This is a genomic window from Shewanella sp., assembly GCF_047975355.1.
Classification (GTDB): Bacteria; Pseudomonadota; Gammaproteobacteria; order Enterobacterales; family Shewanellaceae; genus Shewanella.
On sequence record NZ_JBKEDJ010000013.1, the window covers coordinates 121,495 to 141,986 of the forward strand.

Genomic DNA, 20,492 nt, shown 5'->3' on the forward strand with positions numbered 1-20,492 from the left:
CCCTGAATGCGATGAAATAGCCAGCAACAGAATAAAGAGTATGCCAGCCGTAACGCAAACCGACTTAGCAAAAAATGAGAACTCGAGCTTAAGACAAACTTAAAAAATACTTCAATTGATTCAAAGTGCTACATATTACTCATTGACAGAGGCCGCCTGTCCGCGATAGATGACGACCAAATAATAGGCATCGATTATCACGATAAAAAAGTTAACCGCCGCCACCGGATAAGCTTGTATCGCCACCCCATAGGCAACGAATAATGCAGACCCCAGCAAATTCCACCAGCGTAACTTTTTGATGTTAGACATCATCAAAGAGATAGCCACCACCACAGACGCTAAATAACCAACCCATTCCCACATCATTGCACTATCCATATCACGTCCTTATTTATCGATTGATACAACTAAAACAGGTTGGTTGAGCCTTCTTAGCGTTTTACTACCGCCGCCGTCATCCTTGAAATACAGGTCAACTCCCCTGCACTATTATGGATTAAGATTTCCCACACCGAACTGCGTTTACCCAAATGAACGGGTTTTGCCGTTGCGGTCAGTACGCCATTACGCGAAGCGCGTAAATGATTGGCGTTAATCTCTTGTCCAACACAATAATATTGCTCGAAATCCACCGCAAAGTTTGCGGCATAACTGGCCACTGTTTCGGCCAGAGCGACGTTCGCGCCGCCATGGACAATGCCTAAGGGATTATGTACTGCGGGCGTGGCTGGCATAGTCGCCTTCATGTAGTCATCGCCAATCTCGCTGATCTCAATCCCTAGGGTCTGCATCAGCGTGCCTTTACCGCCCATGCCAGCATCTAAACGTGCACAATCTTCTAAGGTTACCGGTCTAAACCAAATACTCATTTCAACATCCTAGTAAAGAAAACCAGCTTGCAGTTTACTAAGAAGTGACTGAAGTTCAACACCCAAGCATTGGCTAAATCTGTACGAGACGGCAAGGAGACGCTACGCCTAAGTTAACCAGTGCTTTGTTACCGCAAAACGACTAAACCAAACTAAGATAATCCCCCACAGGATCACTACGCTCGGCATAATAAGAGCATCGCTGCCCAATACCGCAGCCGCCTGTTGAATACCAAATACATAGCCCATTTGCAGCAATACCGCGACTAACGATGCAACTAACACTTTATAGGAAAAGGCTTTTTTAATAAGTAACAACAGACAACCTATTACTCCAGAAACCACCGCAAATCCAAAGATAAAATCAATCCAAGCGGGTGTAGATTCATAGAGTTTTATCTGATCTGGGCTCATCTGCGCCATGGCCTCAGGCGTCATGGTCATTTGAATAATAAATGCCAATAAGCCCATGATGTTCCATAACAAACTCACGAGTGCGACAAAATAAAACCACAATGGCACTTTCGCCACTAAGGCTGAATGGTAGGAGCCAGTCGCTGCCATCTTCTATTCTCCGTTTGACGAACGTTTTCGGTATTTCACCCGATTCAAGCCATAAAAAAGGGATGGTAAAACCATCCCTTAGCTCTGAGTTTAGCTCACAAAATTAGCCGTGAGCATTCAATCACTCGATTAACGGCGACGGCGTTGTAAACCGAATAGGGATAGCAAGGCCAGGCCTAAGTAACCTAGCGCACCACCATCATCCTTCGGCTTTGGCTCAGGTTTTGGCGGCTCAACAGGCGCTGGATAGCTAAGAGCAACAATCACAGGATCATGGTCAGAAGCTGAGAAAGCATTCTCAGATTTGGCCAGTTCGCCAGAGAATTTTTTGCCGTACTCGAACAGGTTAGATTCAACCGAGTTGATATGCCAATCTTCGATATCCACTAAACGCTTGGCAAGGCTAGTGTTTGCTAAGGCATGGTCTAGGTTACCTAACTCACCGTTGTAGCTGTATGAATAAGTACCAGCGCCATGGGCCTTGGTATTAAGGTTGATTAGGCCATAGCCCTTCTCAATCTTGCTGCCTTGACGCTCAAACACTTTGCCATCTAAGGTGGTCCATGAGGCGGTCATGATGTCGCGCTCAGATATGCTCGCATCGTAATCGGTCAATACGCGGATAGGATCTTCCATGCCGTAGGCATTCATATCACCAATCACCAGCAGATCGCCCTTAACATCTTTTAAGGCTTCGCCGAGCACTTTTGCTGCCGATACACGGAAAGCATTACACTTGCCCTGTTGATCTGCAGGATCCACTGACTCTTCGAAGTTAACCCAATCTTCTAAACAGCCTGAACCTTTTGATTTCAGATGGTTAACAACAACGGTTAAGTTCTCATCATGGATCTTAAAGGTTTGCGCTAAGCTGTGACGTTGGTAAGCATCGTTACCTGGATTAGTCTCAGTCTTGCCATCTTTAGTGCGAGTCACACTGCCAGCTGTCACATGTTGCTCAGGGGTATCAATCGCACGAGCCGCACCCGCTAGGCTCACTTTACCCGCGCGGTAAAGCATACCCACAGTAATGGCATCGCTACCGAAGTACTTACCGTCGTATTTATCTTCATCGGTGATTTCAACAAAGCTGTAAGCATTGTCAGCGGTTTGCTTCTCGTTTAAGGCATCGACTAAGTTCTTAATCGCACTCTTTTCACCAAAACCATTGTTAGCGATTTCCATTAAGCCCACGATATCGGCGTTCATGGCGGTGATGGCGCTAACGATTTTCGCACGTTGCAGTAACATTTCTTCTTCGGTTAATGCGCCGCGGTTACTGCCCGATGGGTTAGTATCACCACCAACGACATCGTTAAAGAAGTTCAGCACGTTAAAGCTGGCAACACGGATATCACCTTTAGTCGCCACGCTTGGCGCGTCGGTTCTATCGTCACCACGGATAAAGTCGCCAGCGGTAATAGTGTTAGTCGCCACTAAACGGTAAGCACCATAGCTGTAACCGATGACACCTTCGAGGTTGGTCAACTGATCGCCCACACGGATATAACCGGTTTCGACGTTAAAGTCTGGGAAGTAAGGAATAACACCATCGGCAGGCTTGTAATCCGATTCGATAAACAGTTGATTCTCAAGGTTAGCTTTCGCTAATGCCGTCGCTTCTGGTGACAGTGCAGGATAGAGCTGAGTCGGCTTCATCAATGGCGCCTTGTAAGACACCAACATGTTATTGCGACGGCCCGCATAGTCGTAGCTGAAGGTGCGGCTGATTTTCAGATCGCTGCCCGCATCCAATTTCACGTTCATGCCTTCATAACGCTCTAATGCCTGCGCTAAAATTTCGCCGTCAGCCACATAGAATGGCGCAGCAGCAGGGACTTCGCCCTTAGTACCGACTTCAAATTTCTTATCGGCTTTGATATCGATTTGGGTTAGGCCGAAGTATTCCTTCACCTTACCCTGAACGCAGACTTCAACCCCAGGTTGAATCGCTTCTGGTGGATTCTCACCTAAAAACACGAACACACCGTCGGAGGTGTATGGCGAGTTATCGCCCTTCACTTCTTGGAGGTAGAAGCCTTTAAATAAGCTCTCGCCACGGGCGGTGACCACGCCGCGAACCGTCACTTCGGCTTCAGACTCGAATGCGCCTTCAGGTACATAAGGGCTAGATTCACCCGCGCCTTGGACTTGATAAATAGGGACGATTTTCGCGCCGCTGCAGCTAAAGACGGGCGTTTCAGGCTCAGTCGCAGCTTCTAACGAACCTAAACCGGTGAAAGTGTCCTTAGGTAATTGTTCCCACTGGGCAGGATTAAAAACAGTGTTGGCAACTAATGAATCGAGTTTACGCTTAAGGGTGACATCGAGCCCCCATCCTGTCGGCGTGGGCACATCGCCGATAATATCGACAACGGCGCCATCTTTAACTAAGGCAACCGCATCGCCACCGTTAAAACTTAAAGAACCCGAAAAACTGTCGACACCTTGAGGAAGGGTAATGATTGCGCTTGAGTTTAAAATTACTTTTGTGGATTTTGGCGCAATACTTTGTCCATCTAATACCTGCATATCCAAGGCATCAGTGGCGCCATCTTTATAACGAACGAGTTTATAACCCGCTAAATCAATTGCCGTATCACCGCTGTTATATAACTCGATAGCTTTGTTGTTTGAGCTACCTTCAACATATTCAGTGAGCATCACATCTGCGTTTGCCATCATTGGCAAAGCTGCCGCTACAGCTAAAGATATAGCCGTTAACTTATTAACATTATCCATATTATCAACCCCATTATTATAATATCGCCGCTAATTTTTATTAACGTGCGGGCGGATTATTCCAGAGTTGAATAGCTAAAAAAAGAGGGGAAGATCTCACTATGCATGCATAAGATATTGATGAAAATGAAATTTTACAAACTCAACTGTCTTGTATTCAGAACAGTGGTATAACACAAAAGTATTAAGCAGTAAGAAAACAATAAGTAAGATAAAGACATCAAAACCACATATCACATTAAAAACGAGCAAATAACAATCAAAAAATAAATATGATATTTTGATGACATTTTTAGGCATGGCATTCTGAATAATATATTGATTTCCAGTAAATTAAACCATGGGAATTTATTTAAAACTTAATTATTCGATCATTATTATGAAATATTATTCGTTGCAAAAAGAATACTCCTTATCCATCATTTAAACGCTAGCTCGATTTAAAATGCCTATCAGTTGGTCGTTTGCTAGATGGTGTAAAACAGTTTAACAAGTTTCCCGTCGGCTTATTTGTGTCGGTCACTGCACTGTTCAGTCATTTTTAGTGCAAAAAAATACCGCCCTAAACAGGCGGTATTTTATGAATGTAAAACTTAGCGCTGGTCAAACCGCCATCACTAAAAATTACTTTTTAGCAGGCTCAGCTGCAGCAGGAGCCGCTTGCGCTTTCTCAATTGATTTCAGTTCAACTTCAAAAATCAGGGTTGAGTTTGGTGGAATTGTGCCAGTATCGCGCTCACCGTAAGCTAAGTTTGAAGGAATAACAAACTTGTACTTAGCACCAACAGGCATTAACTGAACGCCTTCGGTCCAACCAGGAATAACGCGGTTTAATGGGAACTTAGCAGTTTGACCACGCTTGTAAGAGCTATCAAACTCAGTACCGTCAAGTAGAGTACCGACGTAATCCACTTCGACAGTGTCTTCAGCCGCTGGCTTGTCACCAGAACCTGGCGTTAACACTTCGTATTGCAGGCCCGATTCAGTGGTCACTACGCCAGGCTTAGCTTTGTTTTCCTCGAGGAACTTTTTACCGTCCTCGATGTTTTTGGCAGCAATGGCTGTCGCTTGTTCTTGACGTTTGTCGTTTAACTTTTTGTCTAAACCTTGAAGAATGGTTTGCATTTCTTCTTCGGTTAATTTCAGTTGATCATTCAGACCGTTAGTAAAACCAGTCACGATCAGCGTACGGTCAACTGGCAGGCCTAATTCTTCTTGCTCTTTGATATGGCCAGACATATAACGACCGATTGAAGCACCAACACTGTAGGCTTCTTTTTGGGCTTCAGTCGTTAATTCAACATTTGTGCTTGCATTTGTTGCTTTTTCTTCTTGATTACAAGCAGATAGGCCAATAACAGCCAATGCAACTAACGATAATTTATAAATCGATTTCATTAAAGCTTCCTCAGCATCCTCAAGCGGTTACAATAACCTAAGCGCGACAACTGTATACTAGTTATCTGGGTTATACCAACTAGATTCTGTTATGTGTTAACTGTGATTAATCTCACTCTACCGGACTAAAGACACCAACTTTAGGAGCAAGTTCATGAAGAAAACCCTACTGCTGGTATTTTGCACAATATTTTTAACGGCATGTCAGCCAAAAGCCGATGATATTCGTGTACTTTCACAGGAGCCATCATACAGCGCCAGCCTCTCAAGCGACGGCAATATTGCCATTGTGGCCACCCAAAGCCAAGGGGTGCAATGTTGGGACTTAACCACTCACACTATCAGATACCAATGGGTGCATGGCGACCTCAACACTGGTGTCACTGCAACCGCCATTTCGCCTAATGGCGAGTTCGCCGCCTCGTTAAGCCGCGATTCAGTTGCCCTATGGACAATAGCCGACGGCAAATCCCGTGGATGGTGGTCACTACCCGCATCAGGGCAGAGTGTGGCGGTGGCCAATAATGGCGCCTTACTCATCGGCTTAAACGATGGCAGCGTGATGTCCCTCAATGCGGCCAAAACGGCACTGATTAAATTTTTAGGTCATAAGGAGCGCGTCAATACGGTCGCGCTTTCTGCCGATGGGCGCGTTGCCCTCTCTGGTTCCAATGATATGCAGGCTATCTTGTGGCAGGCGCAAACTGGGCAACCTATCCACACTTGGGATATAGGTAGTAGGGTGACTAAAGTGGCACTCAACGACAGCGGCACTTTAAGCTTTACCAATGGCAGTACCAATAAAGCGAACATTTGGGACAACACTAATGGTAAGCTGTTAAATCAATTAGAGATTAAACGTCGGCAAATGACATTCTCTGCGGTGCGTTTCGCCAAGCAAGACACTCAGTTGCTCACAGGCACGCCCGCCCGCGAAGTCATACTCTGGCAACGCGAAACAGGTAAACCTATTGCTAAGTGGCAAATTGCGCTGACTAAAAACAGCCAAAACCGAGGAGCCGTTGTATACTCTGTGGCAATTCGCGATACCAATAAAGTGGTTAGTATCAGTAGCCAAGGCCTAGTTGAGACTTGGCAGGAGTAGAGGTTAGTCATGCAAGGCGTACAAGAACAAATTGAAGAGTTGCAAACTAAATTGGCTTTTCAAGAGCTCACGGTCGAAGAGTTAAACCAAGAGGTGATTAAGCTAAATCAACTCATCGGCCACCAGCAACAGCAAATCCAGTTACTGATTGGTAAGTTAAAAGCGATGGAACCAAGCAATATTGCGACCCAAGCAGAAGAAACGCCTCCCCCCCATTACTAGGGATAACTGAACCCGTTAACGACACAATGGCCCATAAATATCCAAGGAATGTGATGTTTAAAGATGAGATATTACCCTCGACCAATCAGCCACTGCCGATAGCCGTGGTGGGTGAAGCCATTTTAAGGCAGCAGGCAATTGAAGTACGCGATTTCGATAATGCGTTACGTCAATTAGCAGAGCAGATGGCGATAAGCATGGTGGCCGCAAAGGGTGTTGGCATCGCCGCACCGCAAGTGCACAGTCCACTCGCCCTCTTTATCATGGCATCTCGGCCGAACGAGCGTTACCCCGATGCACCGCTGATGAACCCCGAAGTGGTGGTCAATCCGCAGATTTTATCCACCTCCGCAAACATGGTCAGCGGTGAGGAAGGCTGTTTATCGGTTCCCGGCAAAAGGTTTAGCATTTGGCGCCACCAGACTATTGTAGTGCGCTATCAAGATCTTGCAGGGCACTGGCAACAGACTGAGTTAACAGGTTTTATTGCTCGTATTTTTCAACATGAGTTTGATCATCTTCAGGGGATCACTTTGCTTGAGCGTTCACAAATGCCAGAACAAAAACAAATGGCGCTAGAAGGTAAACCACAGGCATGAACAGCACCTTCATTCACTCTTTAATCAGACCCACTATCAGTACACTGATGCTCACCGCGATCTTAGGCTCGAGCGGCTGTGCCTATAACAGTATTTTTATCAATTATCCGGCGCAAATTGCACCGATAAAACAAGAACTCAATACCGCAACGCCCATGGCGGATATCGAGAAATTAGCCAGCAATATCCAAGGTAACGATGGCCTACTCTACGCCCAAGAAGCGGGACGCGTGGCGCAGGTTGCCGGAGATTTTGCCAGCAGTCGTAAGTACTACCAGCAGGCGGTCGAGGCCTATACTGCCTTCGATGATAAAGCCAAGATTAGCGCCAGCGACATAGGCGCAACCGCCACAAGCTTAGTATTAAACGATAATGCCATCCCCTACCGTGGCCCAGGCTACGAGCGCATTATGCTGCACCAATATCAAGCCTTGAATTACCTGTTCAGCGGTGACTATCAAGGCGCATTGGTGGAAGTTCGACGCAGTAACGAGCTGCAAGGCTCTGAGCAGGAGCGTTATCAGAAGTCACAAGAATCCGTGCAAGCCATGGCCAATGGCACCATCGATGCTGAAGTGAATAAGCTCGGCCAAGCCGCAGGCACAGTGACCAGCTCCTTCCTCAATGCCTACAGCTACTACACTACGGGGTTGCTTCACGAGGTATTAGGCGAGCCAAACGATGCCTTTATCGACTATCGTAAAGCGGCGCAAATCAGCCCAGATAACACTTATCTGCAACAGGATTTAGTGCGTCTTGCCAAGCAACTTGGCATGCCACAGTACGATGAGTTTAAAAAGCGCTGGGGCGATGCCAAGCTTCCAAAGGCGGGTGAAGGCCAAGTCATTCTCATGGTCGAAAAAGGCTTTGTACCCGAAAAACAGGCGCTCACAGTGCCCTTCACTATCCATGGCAACTGGCAAACCGTGTCTTTGGCAACCTATGGCCCAAACAATAATTTTGTGCCCGAGACCCAAGTCCAAGGCTTAGGCACTGTGCTTAAGACCGAGCCCATCGCCAATATCGATGCCTTAGCCATTACCGCACTGAAGGAAGATTTACCTGGCACCTTGGTCCGCCAAGTCGCGCGGGTATATGCCAAATCGGAAATGGCCTATCAGGTCGAAAAAAGCGGTAAGCCTGGCAACAATGCCGCCGATATTGGCAGTATCGCGATGCAGATTTTTAACGTCGTCACCGAACAGGCGGACCGCCGCAGTTGGTTGACCCTGCCCAAACAGGCGCAAATTGGCAGACGTTACCTCAATCCGGGAGAATACACGCTGCAGTTGGACAAGGCACCACCGGCCAAAATTGAAGTTGCCGCAGGCAAGACCACCTTGGTCTGGGCAATTGATACTGGTAATTACACCCGAATTTATTCAATAATCATTTAACCTAGCGGTGAATGTTTGAATAAAACGAGTGTCATTAAGTTTTTACAATCACAAAATGGAACTGACTATGAAACAATTTAAACTGATTTTTGTGCTGGCTGCCGTAATGGGTCTGGCTGCATGTCAATCGAAGGTCGAGTATGGCGATGCCACTGAAGTGGAAACCGTTAACGCAAACTTTGGCTCAACGGATCTGCAAGCCATCGCCGCTAAGATGGTCGATAGCATGATGACTTTCCCACCTATCGTGGCGATGACGGCGAACAACCGCCCAATTTTGTTTGTCGATAGCATCAAAAACAAAACCTCTGAGCATATCGATACTGAATCAGTAACCGACTCTATCAGCAACAAGTTACTGCGCTCAGGCAAGTTCCGTTTTATCGATATGACTAAGGTCGATTCAGTTCGTAAGCAACTGGATTACCAAAACAATACTGGTATGGTTGACCCATCAACCGCCATCAAGTTTGGTCGTCAAATCGGTGCCCAGTACATGCTATATGGCAACCTGTCTAGCATCGTTAAGCAAGATGGCAGCACTAAAGACGTTTACTACAAGATGACTATGCGTCTGATGGACTTAGAAACAGGCCTTATCGAATGGTCTGACGAAAAAGAAATCCGTAAGACAAAGTCTAAGTCTTTCTTAGGTATGTAATCTCGAACAGCCCCATAGGCTAAAGCCGAAAGCCTCAAAAAAAGCCAGCATTTTTGCTGGCTTTTTTTTACATTTTTAACATTGGTTATCCATGCTAAATAAGGTAGTGTACTCGCCCAAAATACCCAGCGAGGATGCCGCTTCCGAAAGGGGATAAGTTTGTTCGGCCAGAGAACCTAAACTTGCCATCCAGCGCCGCATCTAAGCCACAAATATAGTAAATCGTTGAAGGATTGAAGTCGTGAATTTGTTCAAAGCCAGCCTAGTCGCCCTCACCTGCTCGGCACTCATGTCGTGCGCCGTTCAAAGCCCGTTAAATACAGGGCCAAGGGATGCCAGCCCCTATATCAGCCAATATCAGGCGAGCTTACGTTCACAGGTGATCTCCGATGTGCATTATGAGTTGGATTTTCAACTGACTGGTGACACTGAGTTTAGTGCCACGACTAAGGTACATTTCAATCTCAGCGAGGTGCCTAAGCAATTGAGCCTAGATTTAAACAAGGCACAAATTAAGCGTTTTTTGATTAACGGCACCGCGGTTTATCCCAATTACAATGGTTCCTACATCAGTCTAAATACCCGTTTACTATCCTCGGGTGAAAACACGGTCGAAGTGCAATTTACTCGTCCCCACAGCACCAACGGTGAAGGCTTGCACCGTTTCCAAGACCCTGTCGATGGCAAGGTGTACCTGTACTCGCACTTTGAGCCTGCCGCCGCCCAGCAGATGTTTGCGGTGTTCGATCAACCCGACTTAAAGGCCAACTATAAAATCAGCGTGACCGCGCCGAAGGACTGGCAAGTGATCAGCACCATGCGCGAGACTACAGTCACTCCAGCGGGCACTATTAATCGTTGGGAATTCCCTGAGACGCCTAAGTTAAGTCCATATAATTTCTCTATGCATGCCGGCCCATACCATATGTGGCAGGATAATTCTGGCCGCTATCCAATGCGTTTATTCGCCCGCCAATCTGTGGCTAACCAAGTCACTCCAGAGGACTGGTTTACCTATACCAAACAAGGCTTAACCTTCTTTGATGCCTATTTTGGTATCCCGTATCCCTTTAAAAAGTACGATCAACTCTTAGTGCCTGATTTCCTCTACGGCGCGATGGAAAACGCTGGCGCCATCACTTTCGCCGAGGATCGTTTCCTCCACAAAGCCGCTATGACCGCCGAGCAAAAACAAAGCTTAGCCGGCGTTATCATGCATGAGATGGCGCACCAATGGTTTGGCGATCTAGTCACCATGAAATGGTGGAATGGCCTATGGTTAAACGAAAGTTTTGCTTCTTTTATGGGCACACTCGCCACCCAAGAAGCCACCGAATTTACCAACGCTTGGCGCAGTTTTTACGCCCAAGGCAAACAGCGCGCCTATGAGCAAGACAGCCTAGTGACCACGCATCCTATCGAAGTGCCCGTGGCGACCACGCAAAATGCCTTCGATAATATCGATGCCATCACCTATCAAAAAGGCGCCTCGACCCTCAAGCAGTTACGCCATTTGCTCGGCGATCTGGTGTTCCAGCGCGGCGTGAGTAACTACTTAAAGCAATACAGCTATCAAAATGCTGAGCTAGATGACTTTATCAATAGCCTCGCCAAAGCCGCTGGCCGTGACTTAAGCGCGTGGACAAAAGACTGGCTCTACAGCGCAGGGGTCAACACTATTAAGGCCGAATATCGCTGCGACGGCAACCGCATTAGCGAATTTAGCCTATTACAGTATCCTGCCAGCAGCGAGCTGCCGACACTCAGGGAGCAGAAAGTCCAAATCGCCCTGTTCACTAAGGGACGCTTCGATTTAAGACATGAGACCACAGTACCAGTAACCTACAAGGGCGAACGCACTGAGGTGAAGCAATTAGTCGGTGAGCGTTGTCCGGATCTCGTCTACCCCAACTACGATGACTGGGGTTTTGTGAAGGTGCAACTCGATGACAAATCCTTCGACACCGCTAAGCAACAGCTAAGCCGAGTCACAGATCCGCTGCTGCGCTCTATGCTATGGCAAAGTCTGTGGGACAGTGTGCGTGAGGGTAACCTGAGCCTAGATCAATACTTAAGCACAGTGTTCGTCAACGCCCCTGCGGAGAATGACTACACTGTGGTCGGCCAGATTATTTCGAGCTTGCTACGCAGTAAAGAATACTTAGCGCAAATCGCACCTATTCAGCAAAACTATGCTGAAAATGCGGTTAAAGGCCTCGCGCAAATGAGCCTTCGTAAAACCATGGAGAGCCGAGGCGACAATGACTTCCAGCGTCGCTGGTTCAATGCCTATATCCAGTTAGCTGGCGATCGCGATAGCTTACGTCACTTAGCGCAATTGCTAGATGGCACAACCAAAATCAAGGGCTTAACTTTAGACCAAGATCTGCGCTGGGCCATCATCACTCAGCTAAATCGCTACGACTTCCCGAATGCGCAGCAGCGTATTACTCAAGAAGCCGCCCGCGATAACTCAGATTCGGGTGAAAAAGCCGCATTGGCCGCACAGGTTATCCGTCCTGAAGCTGCCGCAAAACGTCGCTGGTTGAGTAAAGTCCACGCCGACGCCCTGCCGTTTGCTAAACAGCGCATCATTATGGAAAACCTCTATCCTGCGGAGCAAAAACTCTTAAGCGCCGCGACCGCCGAAGAGCGCCTCGCCAACTTAGGGGATATGGATAAAAAAGGCCCAGTCTTTATGCGTAGCTACAGCCGCAACCTTATCCCAACCGACTGTAACTACACCAGTATTGCCGCCTTAGATAAAGTGCTGGATACCCAAACTGGATTATCGAATCTTGCCCGCCGCACCCTGTTAGAAACTCGCCAAGCCGAGCAGCGCTGCGTATTGATCAAGAATAAAATGACCCATTGATAAATTAGATCATCATCCACTAAAAAGAGGTTCATATGAGCCTCTTTTTTATGCTCATATGTATTTATTTTCATAGGGTTAGCTTTGGTAAAACGTCTTCAAATCCTCAAAAGCCAAAGGTTTCGAATAGAAATACCCTTGATGTTGATATACCCCTTTAGCGGCTAAATACTCCACCTGCGTTTGGGTTTCGACGCCTTCGGCCACCATATCCATCTGCGACTCACGGCCAAAGGCGATAATGGCATCGAGTACCGCGCCCTTTAAGTCCTGCGTGCCTATGGTATCGGTAAACATCTTGTCGATTTTGATGCTGTTAATTCCAAGGCGCTGCAAATAACTAAAACCACCAAAACCAGTGCCAAAGTCATCCAGTTTAAAGTCATGGCACAGAGGTAACACCGCTTTCATTTCGGCCAAAGCTAACTCAAATTGAGTGATAGGTTTGCGCTCGGTTAACTCAAAGGCAATGCGTTTAACCATAGGATCCCTATGGGTGGAGAACCATTTGCTCAATAAGCCTGACTCTAAATGCTGGGCGACGATATTGACGCTGACCCAGCCCTTGAGTTGAGGCAAATCTTGATATACCTGCTCCAAAATAAGATCGGTAATAGGCAGGATTAAGCCCGAATCTTCGGCATAGGGAATAAACTGATTCGGCTGCACAAGCACACCATCGAACCTTCGCCAACGTACTAACATCTCCTGGCCGACCACTTCTCCGGTGCGACAATCAATAATCGGTTGATAATAAGGAATAAACTCTTTACGGCTGATGCCCTTTTGAATCAGCATCCCCATCGACACCCGAGCCGATTGCCAATTCCAATAAAAAATCACCGCTAAAAAAGCCACAATAAGCGCAGAGATAAACAATACAATCCCAACCCGAGAAGCCTCACGCCAATAAAGCGCATCCCCCGCCCTCAAGGTCAAACGCACGTCTAATACATTGATATAGCGTGAGTCCTCGAGAAAAGCGTACTGAGTTTCCAGACGTTCGATGCCCCGCTCAATGGCAGAAAGACCTTGATAACCAATTAATAATTGATAACAGCCGTGGCAGAGATTAGACAAGGTTTCGTTATAAACAGAGCTATTGGCAAGCACTACTAACTTCTGTTCTCCTAAATGGAAAACATAGCCAATACTGCGAGTTCGATCGTTTGCAGCGACGGTAGTTGCAATATCCACCCGCTGAGAGTCGAAATATAAACTCCGTGATCGGTCGAATTGATAATTGACTGGAGGCCCTATATTTGAGCATTGCGTCCCGTTTGCCAGTTCTAACTGAATAAACCGGACGATCGCAGGGCTTAAGGACGGACTATTTAATAGGGCAATATCATTCGTATCACAGGTAAAAGATAATTCGGCAAATGCCTGTTCGATATTAGTGGCTTCAAATCCATCCAACCCATTGGCAAACGAAGTGGCGATATTATCTATATCATCACTGAATCTTTGCTCCATGCTGTAACGGGTTAACCAAGGCTGTATAGAGACTGCCAGCAGGATGGGTACAATAAAGATAAGGCAGGTGTGTAACCAAGGATTAACGCACCAACGAGGAAAATTCCATTTCATACGATTCCGCTCATTTGCATTCATTAGTACTAATTTTGTACTAACTTACTGTTATGTCAGAGTATGCCTGATAACCGCTAAAAGCTGTGCAGCAAACCATTGATTCTGCAAATTTAACCACATTTGAAGATTGATAATTTATCTATTAATGCTTTAACACTTTCAGCCGCTATACTTTATTGACGTTAGACAGCTAACGGAATTTAAAGGAATTAATTATGAGATCAACACTCAAAACTCGCCTGCTCTTTAGTAGTCTCTTCGCCGTTCTCATTACTGTCGCAGTGCTAGTAAGCATTTCAAGCTATTTCATTCGCAATAATGCCTTAGAAAATACCCAACATGAAATTGATCAACTGGCAAATACCTTTGCCGAAGGTATTGGCGTGTGGATGCAAGATCGCAAAACGGCGATCAGCAGTCTTAAAAAGACCATAGAAGCAGATCCCAGTGTGCAAATCACGCCCTATTTATTACAAGCTCACAATGGCATGGGGTTTGCGCTGACTTATTTTGGTGATGAGCAAGGCAACATGTACCGCCAAGATCCAGCACTCAATACCGCTAACTATGATCCCAGAGTCCGTCCCTGGTATATGGATGCCAAAGCAGCCAATGCCATGGTGATGACAGCGCCCTATGTGAGCGCCACCTTAAAGAAACAAGTGGTGACCATTGCCGAGCCCGTCATGGTATCGGGTAGCTTGTTCGGGGTTGCCGCGGCAAACCTCACGATAGATCAACTCACCGATGCGGTGCAGCGCCTTAAAGTGCCAGGTAAAGGCTACACCCTAATGGTGGATAAGACAGGACTTATCATTAGCCACCCCAATAATCAGCTTAATAATCAACAATTAAATAAAATTGATAGCAATTTTACCCCCAACTGGTTATCCCAACGAGCCAACGCTAATACCTTAGAAGAGCGCGAAATCGATGGGGAAACTCAACTTATTTATGTTGCAGCTGTGCCATCCACCGATTGGGAGCTGATTTTCTTCATGAACAAAGAGGAGATCATGTCGCAGGCCACCACACTCGCCTGGTGGATGTCCGCCGTCGGTGCTGGCTTACTGATTATTTTCGGCTTGGTTTTAGTGGCCATCTTCAAAATTCAATTTAAAGACTTAGAACGTGTTGCCTTGGCTCTCAATGATATTGCCGAAGGTGATGGCGACCTGACAGTGCGGATCCACACCGCCAATAGCCACGACGAGATTGGTATTTTAGCCTCGGGCTTTAACCGCTTCGTCGAACGTCTGCATGGCATGATCTCCAGAATGCACCAAATTGCAGGCCAGCTTGAATATCAAGCCCAAGGCAGTAGCGCCTCGGCCACAGATAATAGCCAGCGCATCGCCGTGCAGCAGGACGAAGTGACTATGGTTGCCACCGCTGTCACTGAAATGGCCAGTGCCACCGAAGAGATTGCCAGCAACGCCGAGCACACGGCGCAAACGGCGCAAGATGCGGTTGGTCTGTCTAACCACGGCCAAAAACAAGTGATGCAGAGCCAACAATCGATCCGCAACTTAGCCAATGAGGTCGAAACCGCCGGCCGTATTATCAGCGAATTGAATGAACACTCACAGAAGATCAATAGCATCCTGCTCACCATCAGTGGCATTGCCGAACAAACCAACTTACTGGCCTTGAACGCCGCGATTGAAGCTGCCCGCGCCGGTGAACAAGGTCGTGGCTTTGCCGTGGTGGCCGACGAAGTGCGCGTATTGTCGCAGCGTACACACTCATCGACCCAAGAAATTCAAGCCATGATCGAAACCTTACAGCAAACTGCGGGTAAGGCGGTTAAGTCTATGGCTCAAAGTCATGATATGGCTGAAACCAGTGTCGCAGATGCCAACTCGGCCAGCGAGAGTCTGCTACAGATCAGCAAAGCCATTAATGAGATCTCGGATATGGCGAGCCAAATTGCGACTGCGGCAGAGGAGCAAACCTCAGTCACCAGCGAAATTAACCGTAATACTGAGTCGATTCGTGAAGTTTCTGAAAACCTCTCCATCGAGGCACAAAGCTCTATGGTACAGGCGCAGGAGTTGGCTCACTTAGCAGCCTCACTGCAGCAGGAAGTCGGTCGCTTTAAACTATAAGGACGAGCGAACAGCTTTCGCCGTAACCTGTTAGTTTATTTCGAATAGATTAGCCCATAAAAAATCCCCGATAATCTGAGTCTTATCGGGGATTTTTGTTAAGGTAAAACGACCCCCTTTAATGCTTATCAATGGGGTTGGATCAAGGGCTCGAAATAGCTGGTCTTTAGGCCATGATAACCCATTTCAATCCGGTTACCACCATTGCGCTTCGCCTTATACATGGCCGTATCGGCGCACGACAGCAGTTGTTTTTCATCGCTGCCATGTTCGGGATACAGGGCAATCCCAATGCTAGGCAAAATATGGATCTGTTGATTAACCAGCTCAAAGGGCTGATTGAGCATCTCCAGAATTTTTTGGGCAACGAGTAAGGTATTTTGCGCCGAATCGACACGCTCGAGCAGGATAACAAACTCATCGCCACCAAAGCGTGCAACCGTATCTGAGTTTCGTACGCACCCTAAAATCCGCTGGGCGGTGATTTGCAACAGGAGATCACCCACGTCATGACCATAGGTATCATTCACCCATTTAAACTTGTCTAAATCCAAGTAGAGTAAGGAGAAATAGCTCGACTCGCGCTTCGCGCGCGATAACGCCTTCTGGAATCTGTCATAAAACAGTTCACGATTGGGTAAATGGGTAAGTTGGTCATAAAGCGCAATATGTTCTAAGCGCGCCAACATTTGCCGCCGCTCGATAGCAAAGGCAATTTGGGTCGATACAAATTCCACCAGCTCGTGATCCTGCGGAGTATAAACCCGAGAATCTGGGGTGCTATGCATAATCAAGGCACCGATAATACCTTTCTGTAATGTCAGAGGCACGCCAAGCCAACTTATTGATTGGTTAGCTGAAAGCTCACTATCAACTTGGGAAGCCGACATGGTCACAGGGCAAAGCAGCAATGATTGTTCGCTTTGGATCACTTGCTCGGTAAAAAGGTCAAAACTGGCGGATTGCGCCTGATTTTGCTCCCCAGCCAAGACACGATAGGGAAAATCTAACTCGTTAAGAGCGGGATCATAAAGTGCAATGGCAAAATTATCCGTCGGCAACAGCTTGGCCATAATCTGATGAATGCGCCGATACAGGGAAAGGAGATCTTCTGCTACATGCACGGCTTCAGAAATCTCATAAAGGGCAGCCTGACGCCGCTCGGCGGCCTTGCTCTTTGTGATATCGCGGGCCACTGCAATCCGCTGCTGATGGTCCTCAGACCAACGGGCAGACCAGAGTATATCGACTAGGGTGCCATCTTTACGAACATAGCGATTTTCAAAATCGAGCTTAAAGCTGTCCGCCATAATTTCATTGGCTGCGGCAATGGTGCGCTCTCTATCCTCTGGATACACGAGTTCTAACATCTGCATGCCAATCATTTCATCTGGGGTATAGCCAAAAATACGCTCGGCTCCCGCACTGACGAACTCGAAGCGTCCGGTTTTATCGACGACGCATATGGCATCTAATAGCAGATCAACAAATTGGCTAAGGGAAGTATAACCATCGTTTTTCACACAGCTCTCCAATCATGCCTGCGGCGAATTTACGTCAAGAGGCCCTAACCTACAGGGAAGCCCAGTTACAGTCTTCAACACACAATAACATACTATTAGAGTAGGTTAATTACTATGACAGTTCCATGCAAAATCCAGCACAAGAACACCCTCAAACACCAAAGAAAAGATGCCGATTTGACGGACACAAACTGATTTAAGCACAATAGAGCAAAGGGCGACGAAGGACGTCGCACACGGGTTATCGATTCACAGATCAGCAAGTTAACTAGGAGTATGTTTGACGTCGTTCAAATCCCCTTCCCATAAAGCACAGCATCTACGTCTCGGGCTTGCCATGTGGTCACATAACCATTGGCAAGAAAGTGTTTATGGTTCTGGCACAAAACAGACCGACAGACTTGCGCGCTATGCCAGCATTTTTAATACAGTCGAAGGTAACACCAGCTTTTACGCTACGCCAAATGCCCAAACAGTGATGAATTGGCACAGCGCAACACCCGATGATTTTCGCTTTACCTTTAAACTGCCACAAACCATCACCCATCAACTGCAGTTGCAGCATTGTCAGCAGGAATTGCTAGCCTTCTTCCAAGTGATGGCCCCTTTAGTCGAAAAAACGGGTTTGTGGAAAATTCAGCTTCCCGCCGCCTTCGGCCCAGAACAACTGCCCGTGTTAGCACGATTTTTTGATCTGTTGCCGCAAGGTTTAAGCTACGGCGTAGAGGTCCGCCATTTAACCTTTTTTGCCAAGGGAGACGCAGAGCGGGCACTCAATCGTTTGCTGATAGACAGACAAGCCAATCGCATCATTATGGATAGTCGGCCACTGTTTGCCCTGCCACCCGCTAACGAGGCCATTATCGATGCCCATAAGAAAAAGCCACAGGTGCCCGTACACGCTATCGCGACGGCCAATACGCCTGTAGTACGCTTTATTGGTCAAACCGACGGCACGATTGAAGCCTTAGCGGCGAGTAACGATAGATTGCAGGTGAAGAATAACGATAGCTTTTTCACGAACTGGTTACGGCAATTAGCGCGGTGGATACAAGAAGGTCGCGAGCCCTATCTGTTTATCCATACGCCCGATAACCAAACCGCGCCCGAATTAGCGGTACGTCTGTATCAGCAGTTGCAGCAACAACTCGCCAACGAAATCAGCTTACCTACGATTCAGTTGCATAAGGCATTGGCAGAATCCACCGCACAGATGCAACTGACCTGGTAAAAGGAATTTATCTTAGCCCCAGAGGGCGTTAGCCAGAATAAACACCAATGCAGACAAGAGCATGGTAATGGGCAGTGTCAGCACCCAGGCCAATAAAATCTGCTTAATGGTTTGGCTTTGTAAGCCTGAGCGATTGGCCACCATAGTCCCCGCCACTGCCGAAGACAGAATATGCGTAGTCGAAACCGGCATACCTGTCACGCTGGCAATTCCAATCGATGCTGCTGCCGTCACCTGCGCAGCAATACCTTGGCTATAGGTCATTCCCGAAGAGCCAATCTTCTCGCCGACTGTATAAACAATGCGGCGCCAACCCACTAAGGTGCCACAGCCCAAGGCGGTCGCAATCGCCACTATCACCCACAGCGGCGCGTACTCGGTCGACTTGGTTAAATCCTTACGCCACTTATTGAGTGACGTTAACTCATTGGCGGGTAACTCTAATTTTGCCACCTTGCGCGCGGTATCATCGATACAGAGCAGCAAACGACGTACCTCACGTCGCTCCTCTACGCTCATCTCCTGAAAACTGCTGGCTTTATCTAAACGGCGGTCGAGTAGCGACATGGCCGGTAGCACGGTTTGCGTCGAGCAATGGCTCAGCAAACTATCATTCACATTTACTTGTGCCTTAACATCCACAAGATCGCTAATCACCGCTTGGTTACGGCTATAGATAGCCATAATGCGGCGGTTAGCATCTTGCGTTCTCGCCAAATCATAGGATTGGCTACTCATGTCGAGGGCAAAATACGCGGGAGCCATACAAATCAGCACCAGCATCACTAAGCCAATCCCTTTCTGACCATCGTTTGAACCATGGGCGAAACTCACCCCCATGGCCGACGCAATCAAACTAACGCGCGCCCAGAACGGCGGATGTCGTTTACCATTAATCTGAAATTGTTCATCGGGGGTGCGGTGGATCTTGTGCTTTTGCCACACAAACTTCATTAGCAATAACAACAATCCCGCCAGCACAAAGCCAAGGGTGGGCGAAATAATCAGGGATAACATGATTTGCGTGGCTTTGGTGAGGTTAATGCCATGCAATATGGGCTCATTATGTATCCAAGCAAATGCGCCACCAACGCCCATAATCGAGCCAATCAGGGTATGGGAACTCGAGGCTGGAATACCAAAATACCAAGTGCCTAAGTTCCAGATAATGGCAGAGAAGAGTAGCGAGAACACCATCATCAGCCCTTGGGTTGAATCCATTCCCAACAACGAATCCACGGGCAGGAGATGCACTATGGCATAGGCTACGCCAAGTCCACCGAGGAGCACTCCGGCAAAATTGAAAAGGGCTGAAGAAATCACCGCGAGGTTGGCAGGCATCGCCTTGGTGTAGATCACTGTCGCAACAGCATTGGCTGTATCGTGGAATCCATTGATAAATTCGTAGGCCAGCACAAATAACACTGCCAGCACTAAAGCTACCGACCAACCCAGGCCGATAGAAGTCAATATCTCAAACATGAATCGCTAACCTATAACAAGGACGCCACAGATTACGCCTAAGGATGGCCTCTTTGACAGTGAAAAATTATTTAGATTTGCAAAAAGTGAATCCGTCCTCAATAACTCTGTGCCAGGCTT

General features: G+C 47.3%; 16 protein-coding genes. 8 read left to right on the forward strand and 8 right to left on the reverse strand.

Translation table 11 applies throughout. The features are described 5' to 3' along the window. Nucleotides 1-135: 135 nt before the first annotated feature. The 5 genes from ACK5NH_RS05780 to fkpA all read right to left on the reverse strand — a co-directional run bounded on the left by ACK5NH_RS05780 (nucleotide 136) and on the right by fkpA (nucleotide 5,576). Nucleotides 136-381 carry a hypothetical protein gene (locus tag ACK5NH_RS05780; RefSeq protein WP_416918237.1) on the reverse strand — a complete coding sequence of 82 codons (246 nt, stop codon included), beginning with the start codon at nucleotides 379-381 and terminating at the stop codon, nucleotides 136-138. Between the two features lie 53 nt (nucleotides 382-434). Next, on the reverse strand, nucleotides 435-872 hold the full coding sequence (locus ACK5NH_RS05785; protein ID WP_011716039.1) for a PaaI family thioesterase: 438 nt from the start codon (nucleotides 870-872) through the stop codon (nucleotides 435-437). Between the two features lie 108 nt (nucleotides 873-980). Then, nucleotides 981-1,436 carry a hypothetical protein gene (locus ACK5NH_RS05790; protein ID WP_416918239.1) on the reverse strand — a complete coding sequence of 152 codons (456 nt, stop codon included), beginning with the start codon at nucleotides 1,434-1,436 and terminating at the stop codon, nucleotides 981-983. A gap of 129 nt (nucleotides 1,437-1,565) precedes the next feature. Then, a complete protein-coding gene (gene exeM, locus ACK5NH_RS05795) occupies nucleotides 1,566-4,178 on the reverse strand; it encodes an extracellular exonuclease ExeM (protein WP_416918241.1) in 2,613 nt (870 codons plus the stop codon). Nucleotides 4,179-4,802: 624 nt separating this feature from the next. Continuing rightward, nucleotides 4,803-5,576, reverse strand: a complete 774-nt coding sequence (gene fkpA / locus ACK5NH_RS05800) for an FKBP-type peptidyl-prolyl cis-trans isomerase (protein ID WP_416918243.1) — start codon at nucleotides 5,574-5,576, stop codon at nucleotides 4,803-4,805. Between the two features lie 154 nt (nucleotides 5,577-5,730). On the opposite strand from fkpA, the gene ACK5NH_RS05805 reads away from it, so the two are divergent. The 6 genes from ACK5NH_RS05805 (at nucleotide 5,731) to pepN (ending at nucleotide 12,435) form a co-directional block, all read left to right on the forward strand. Continuing rightward, the gene (locus ACK5NH_RS05805) at nucleotides 5,731-6,681 is read left to right on the forward strand and encodes a WD40 repeat domain-containing protein (RefSeq protein ID WP_416918245.1); all 951 of its coding nucleotides are present in this window, start codon (nucleotides 5,731-5,733) and stop codon (nucleotides 6,679-6,681) included. Nucleotides 6,682-6,690: 9 nt separating this feature from the next. Continuing rightward, the gene (locus tag ACK5NH_RS05810) at nucleotides 6,691-6,903 is read left to right on the forward strand and encodes a SlyX family protein (protein ID WP_416918247.1); all 213 of its coding nucleotides are present in this window, start codon (nucleotides 6,691-6,693) and stop codon (nucleotides 6,901-6,903) included. A 53-nt stretch (nucleotides 6,904-6,956) separates the two neighbouring features. Continuing rightward, nucleotides 6,957-7,502, forward strand: a complete 546-nt coding sequence (gene def, locus ACK5NH_RS05815) for a peptide deformylase (protein ID WP_416918249.1) — start codon at nucleotides 6,957-6,959, stop codon at nucleotides 7,500-7,502. Continuing rightward, complete coding sequence (locus ACK5NH_RS05820; RefSeq protein ID WP_416918251.1) at nucleotides 7,499-8,899, forward strand: COG3014 family protein; 1,401 nt, start codon at nucleotides 7,499-7,501, stop codon at nucleotides 8,897-8,899. Before def ends, ACK5NH_RS05820 begins: the two co-directional genes overlap by 4 nt. 67 nt (nucleotides 8,900-8,966) lie before the next feature. Further along, a complete protein-coding gene (gene lpoB, locus ACK5NH_RS05825; RefSeq protein WP_200862652.1) occupies nucleotides 8,967-9,560 on the forward strand; it encodes a penicillin-binding protein activator LpoB in 594 nt (197 codons plus the stop codon). A gap of 241 nt (nucleotides 9,561-9,801) precedes the next feature. Continuing rightward, on the forward strand, nucleotides 9,802-12,435 hold the full coding sequence (gene pepN, locus ACK5NH_RS05830; RefSeq protein ID WP_416918253.1) for an aminopeptidase N: 2,634 nt from the start codon (nucleotides 9,802-9,804) through the stop codon (nucleotides 12,433-12,435). Nucleotides 12,436-12,513: 78 nt separating this feature from the next. Here pepN and ACK5NH_RS05835 read toward each other — a convergent pair whose 3' ends face one another. After that, complete coding sequence (locus ACK5NH_RS05835) at nucleotides 12,514-14,025, reverse strand: EAL domain-containing protein (RefSeq protein WP_416918255.1); 1,512 nt, start codon at nucleotides 14,023-14,025, stop codon at nucleotides 12,514-12,516. A 218-nt stretch (nucleotides 14,026-14,243) separates the two neighbouring features. On the opposite strand from ACK5NH_RS05835, the gene ACK5NH_RS05840 reads away from it, so the two are divergent. Next, on the forward strand, nucleotides 14,244-16,136 hold the full coding sequence (locus tag ACK5NH_RS05840) for a methyl-accepting chemotaxis protein (RefSeq protein WP_416918257.1): 1,893 nt from the start codon (nucleotides 14,244-14,246) through the stop codon (nucleotides 16,134-16,136). A 128-nt stretch (nucleotides 16,137-16,264) separates the two neighbouring features. Here ACK5NH_RS05840 and ACK5NH_RS05845 read toward each other — a convergent pair whose 3' ends face one another. After that, nucleotides 16,265-17,659, reverse strand: a complete 1,395-nt coding sequence (locus tag ACK5NH_RS05845) for a diguanylate cyclase domain-containing protein (RefSeq protein ID WP_416918259.1) — start codon at nucleotides 17,657-17,659, stop codon at nucleotides 16,265-16,267. Nucleotides 17,660-17,939: 280 nt separating this feature from the next. Between ACK5NH_RS05845 and ACK5NH_RS05850 the strand changes: the two genes are divergently transcribed. Continuing rightward, entirely contained in the window at nucleotides 17,940-18,890 is a 951-nt protein-coding gene (locus ACK5NH_RS05850; RefSeq protein ID WP_416918261.1) for a DUF72 domain-containing protein, read from the forward strand. A 12-nt stretch (nucleotides 18,891-18,902) separates the two neighbouring features. Here the strand turns inward: ACK5NH_RS05850 and ACK5NH_RS05855 are convergent, their stop codons facing one another. Continuing rightward, a complete protein-coding gene (locus ACK5NH_RS05855; protein WP_416918263.1) occupies nucleotides 18,903-20,372 on the reverse strand; it encodes an inorganic phosphate transporter in 1,470 nt (489 codons plus the stop codon). Nucleotides 20,373-20,492: the final 120 nt, after the last annotated feature.

Excerpts from the sequence above, each read along its gene's own strand:
- ACK5NH_RS05780 (WP_416918237.1), bottom strand. The coding sequence starts at position 381 with ATGGATAGTGCAATGATGTGGGAATGGGTTGGTTATTTAGCGTCTGTG.
- ACK5NH_RS05785 (WP_011716039.1), bottom strand. The coding sequence starts at position 872 with ATGAGTATTTGGTTTAGACCGGTAACCTTAGAAGATTGTGCACGTTTA.
- ACK5NH_RS05790 (WP_416918239.1), bottom strand. The coding sequence starts at position 1,436 with ATGGCAGCGACTGGCTCCTACCATTCAGCCTTAGTGGCGAAAGTGCCA.
- exeM (WP_416918241.1), bottom strand. The coding sequence starts at position 4,178 with ATGGATAATGTTAATAAGTTAACGGCTATATCTTTAGCTGTAGCGGCA.
- fkpA (WP_416918243.1), bottom strand. The coding sequence starts at position 5,576 with ATGAAATCGATTTATAAATTATCGTTAGTTGCATTGGCTGTTATTGGC.
- ACK5NH_RS05805 (WP_416918245.1), top strand. The coding sequence starts at position 5,731 with ATGAAGAAAACCCTACTGCTGGTATTTTGCACAATATTTTTAACGGCA.
- ACK5NH_RS05810 (WP_416918247.1), top strand. The coding sequence starts at position 6,691 with ATGCAAGGCGTACAAGAACAAATTGAAGAGTTGCAAACTAAATTGGCT.
- def (WP_416918249.1), top strand. The coding sequence starts at position 6,957 with ATGTTTAAAGATGAGATATTACCCTCGACCAATCAGCCACTGCCGATA.
- ACK5NH_RS05820 (WP_416918251.1), top strand. The coding sequence starts at position 7,499 with ATGAACAGCACCTTCATTCACTCTTTAATCAGACCCACTATCAGTACA.
- lpoB (WP_200862652.1), top strand. The coding sequence starts at position 8,967 with ATGAAACAATTTAAACTGATTTTTGTGCTGGCTGCCGTAATGGGTCTG.
- ACK5NH_RS05835 (WP_416918255.1), bottom strand. The coding sequence starts at position 14,025 with ATGAAATGGAATTTTCCTCGTTGGTGCGTTAATCCTTGGTTACACACC.
- ACK5NH_RS05840 (WP_416918257.1), top strand. The coding sequence starts at position 14,244 with ATGAGATCAACACTCAAAACTCGCCTGCTCTTTAGTAGTCTCTTCGCC.
- ACK5NH_RS05855 (WP_416918263.1), bottom strand. The coding sequence starts at position 20,372 with ATGTTTGAGATATTGACTTCTATCGGCCTGGGTTGGTCGGTAGCTTTA.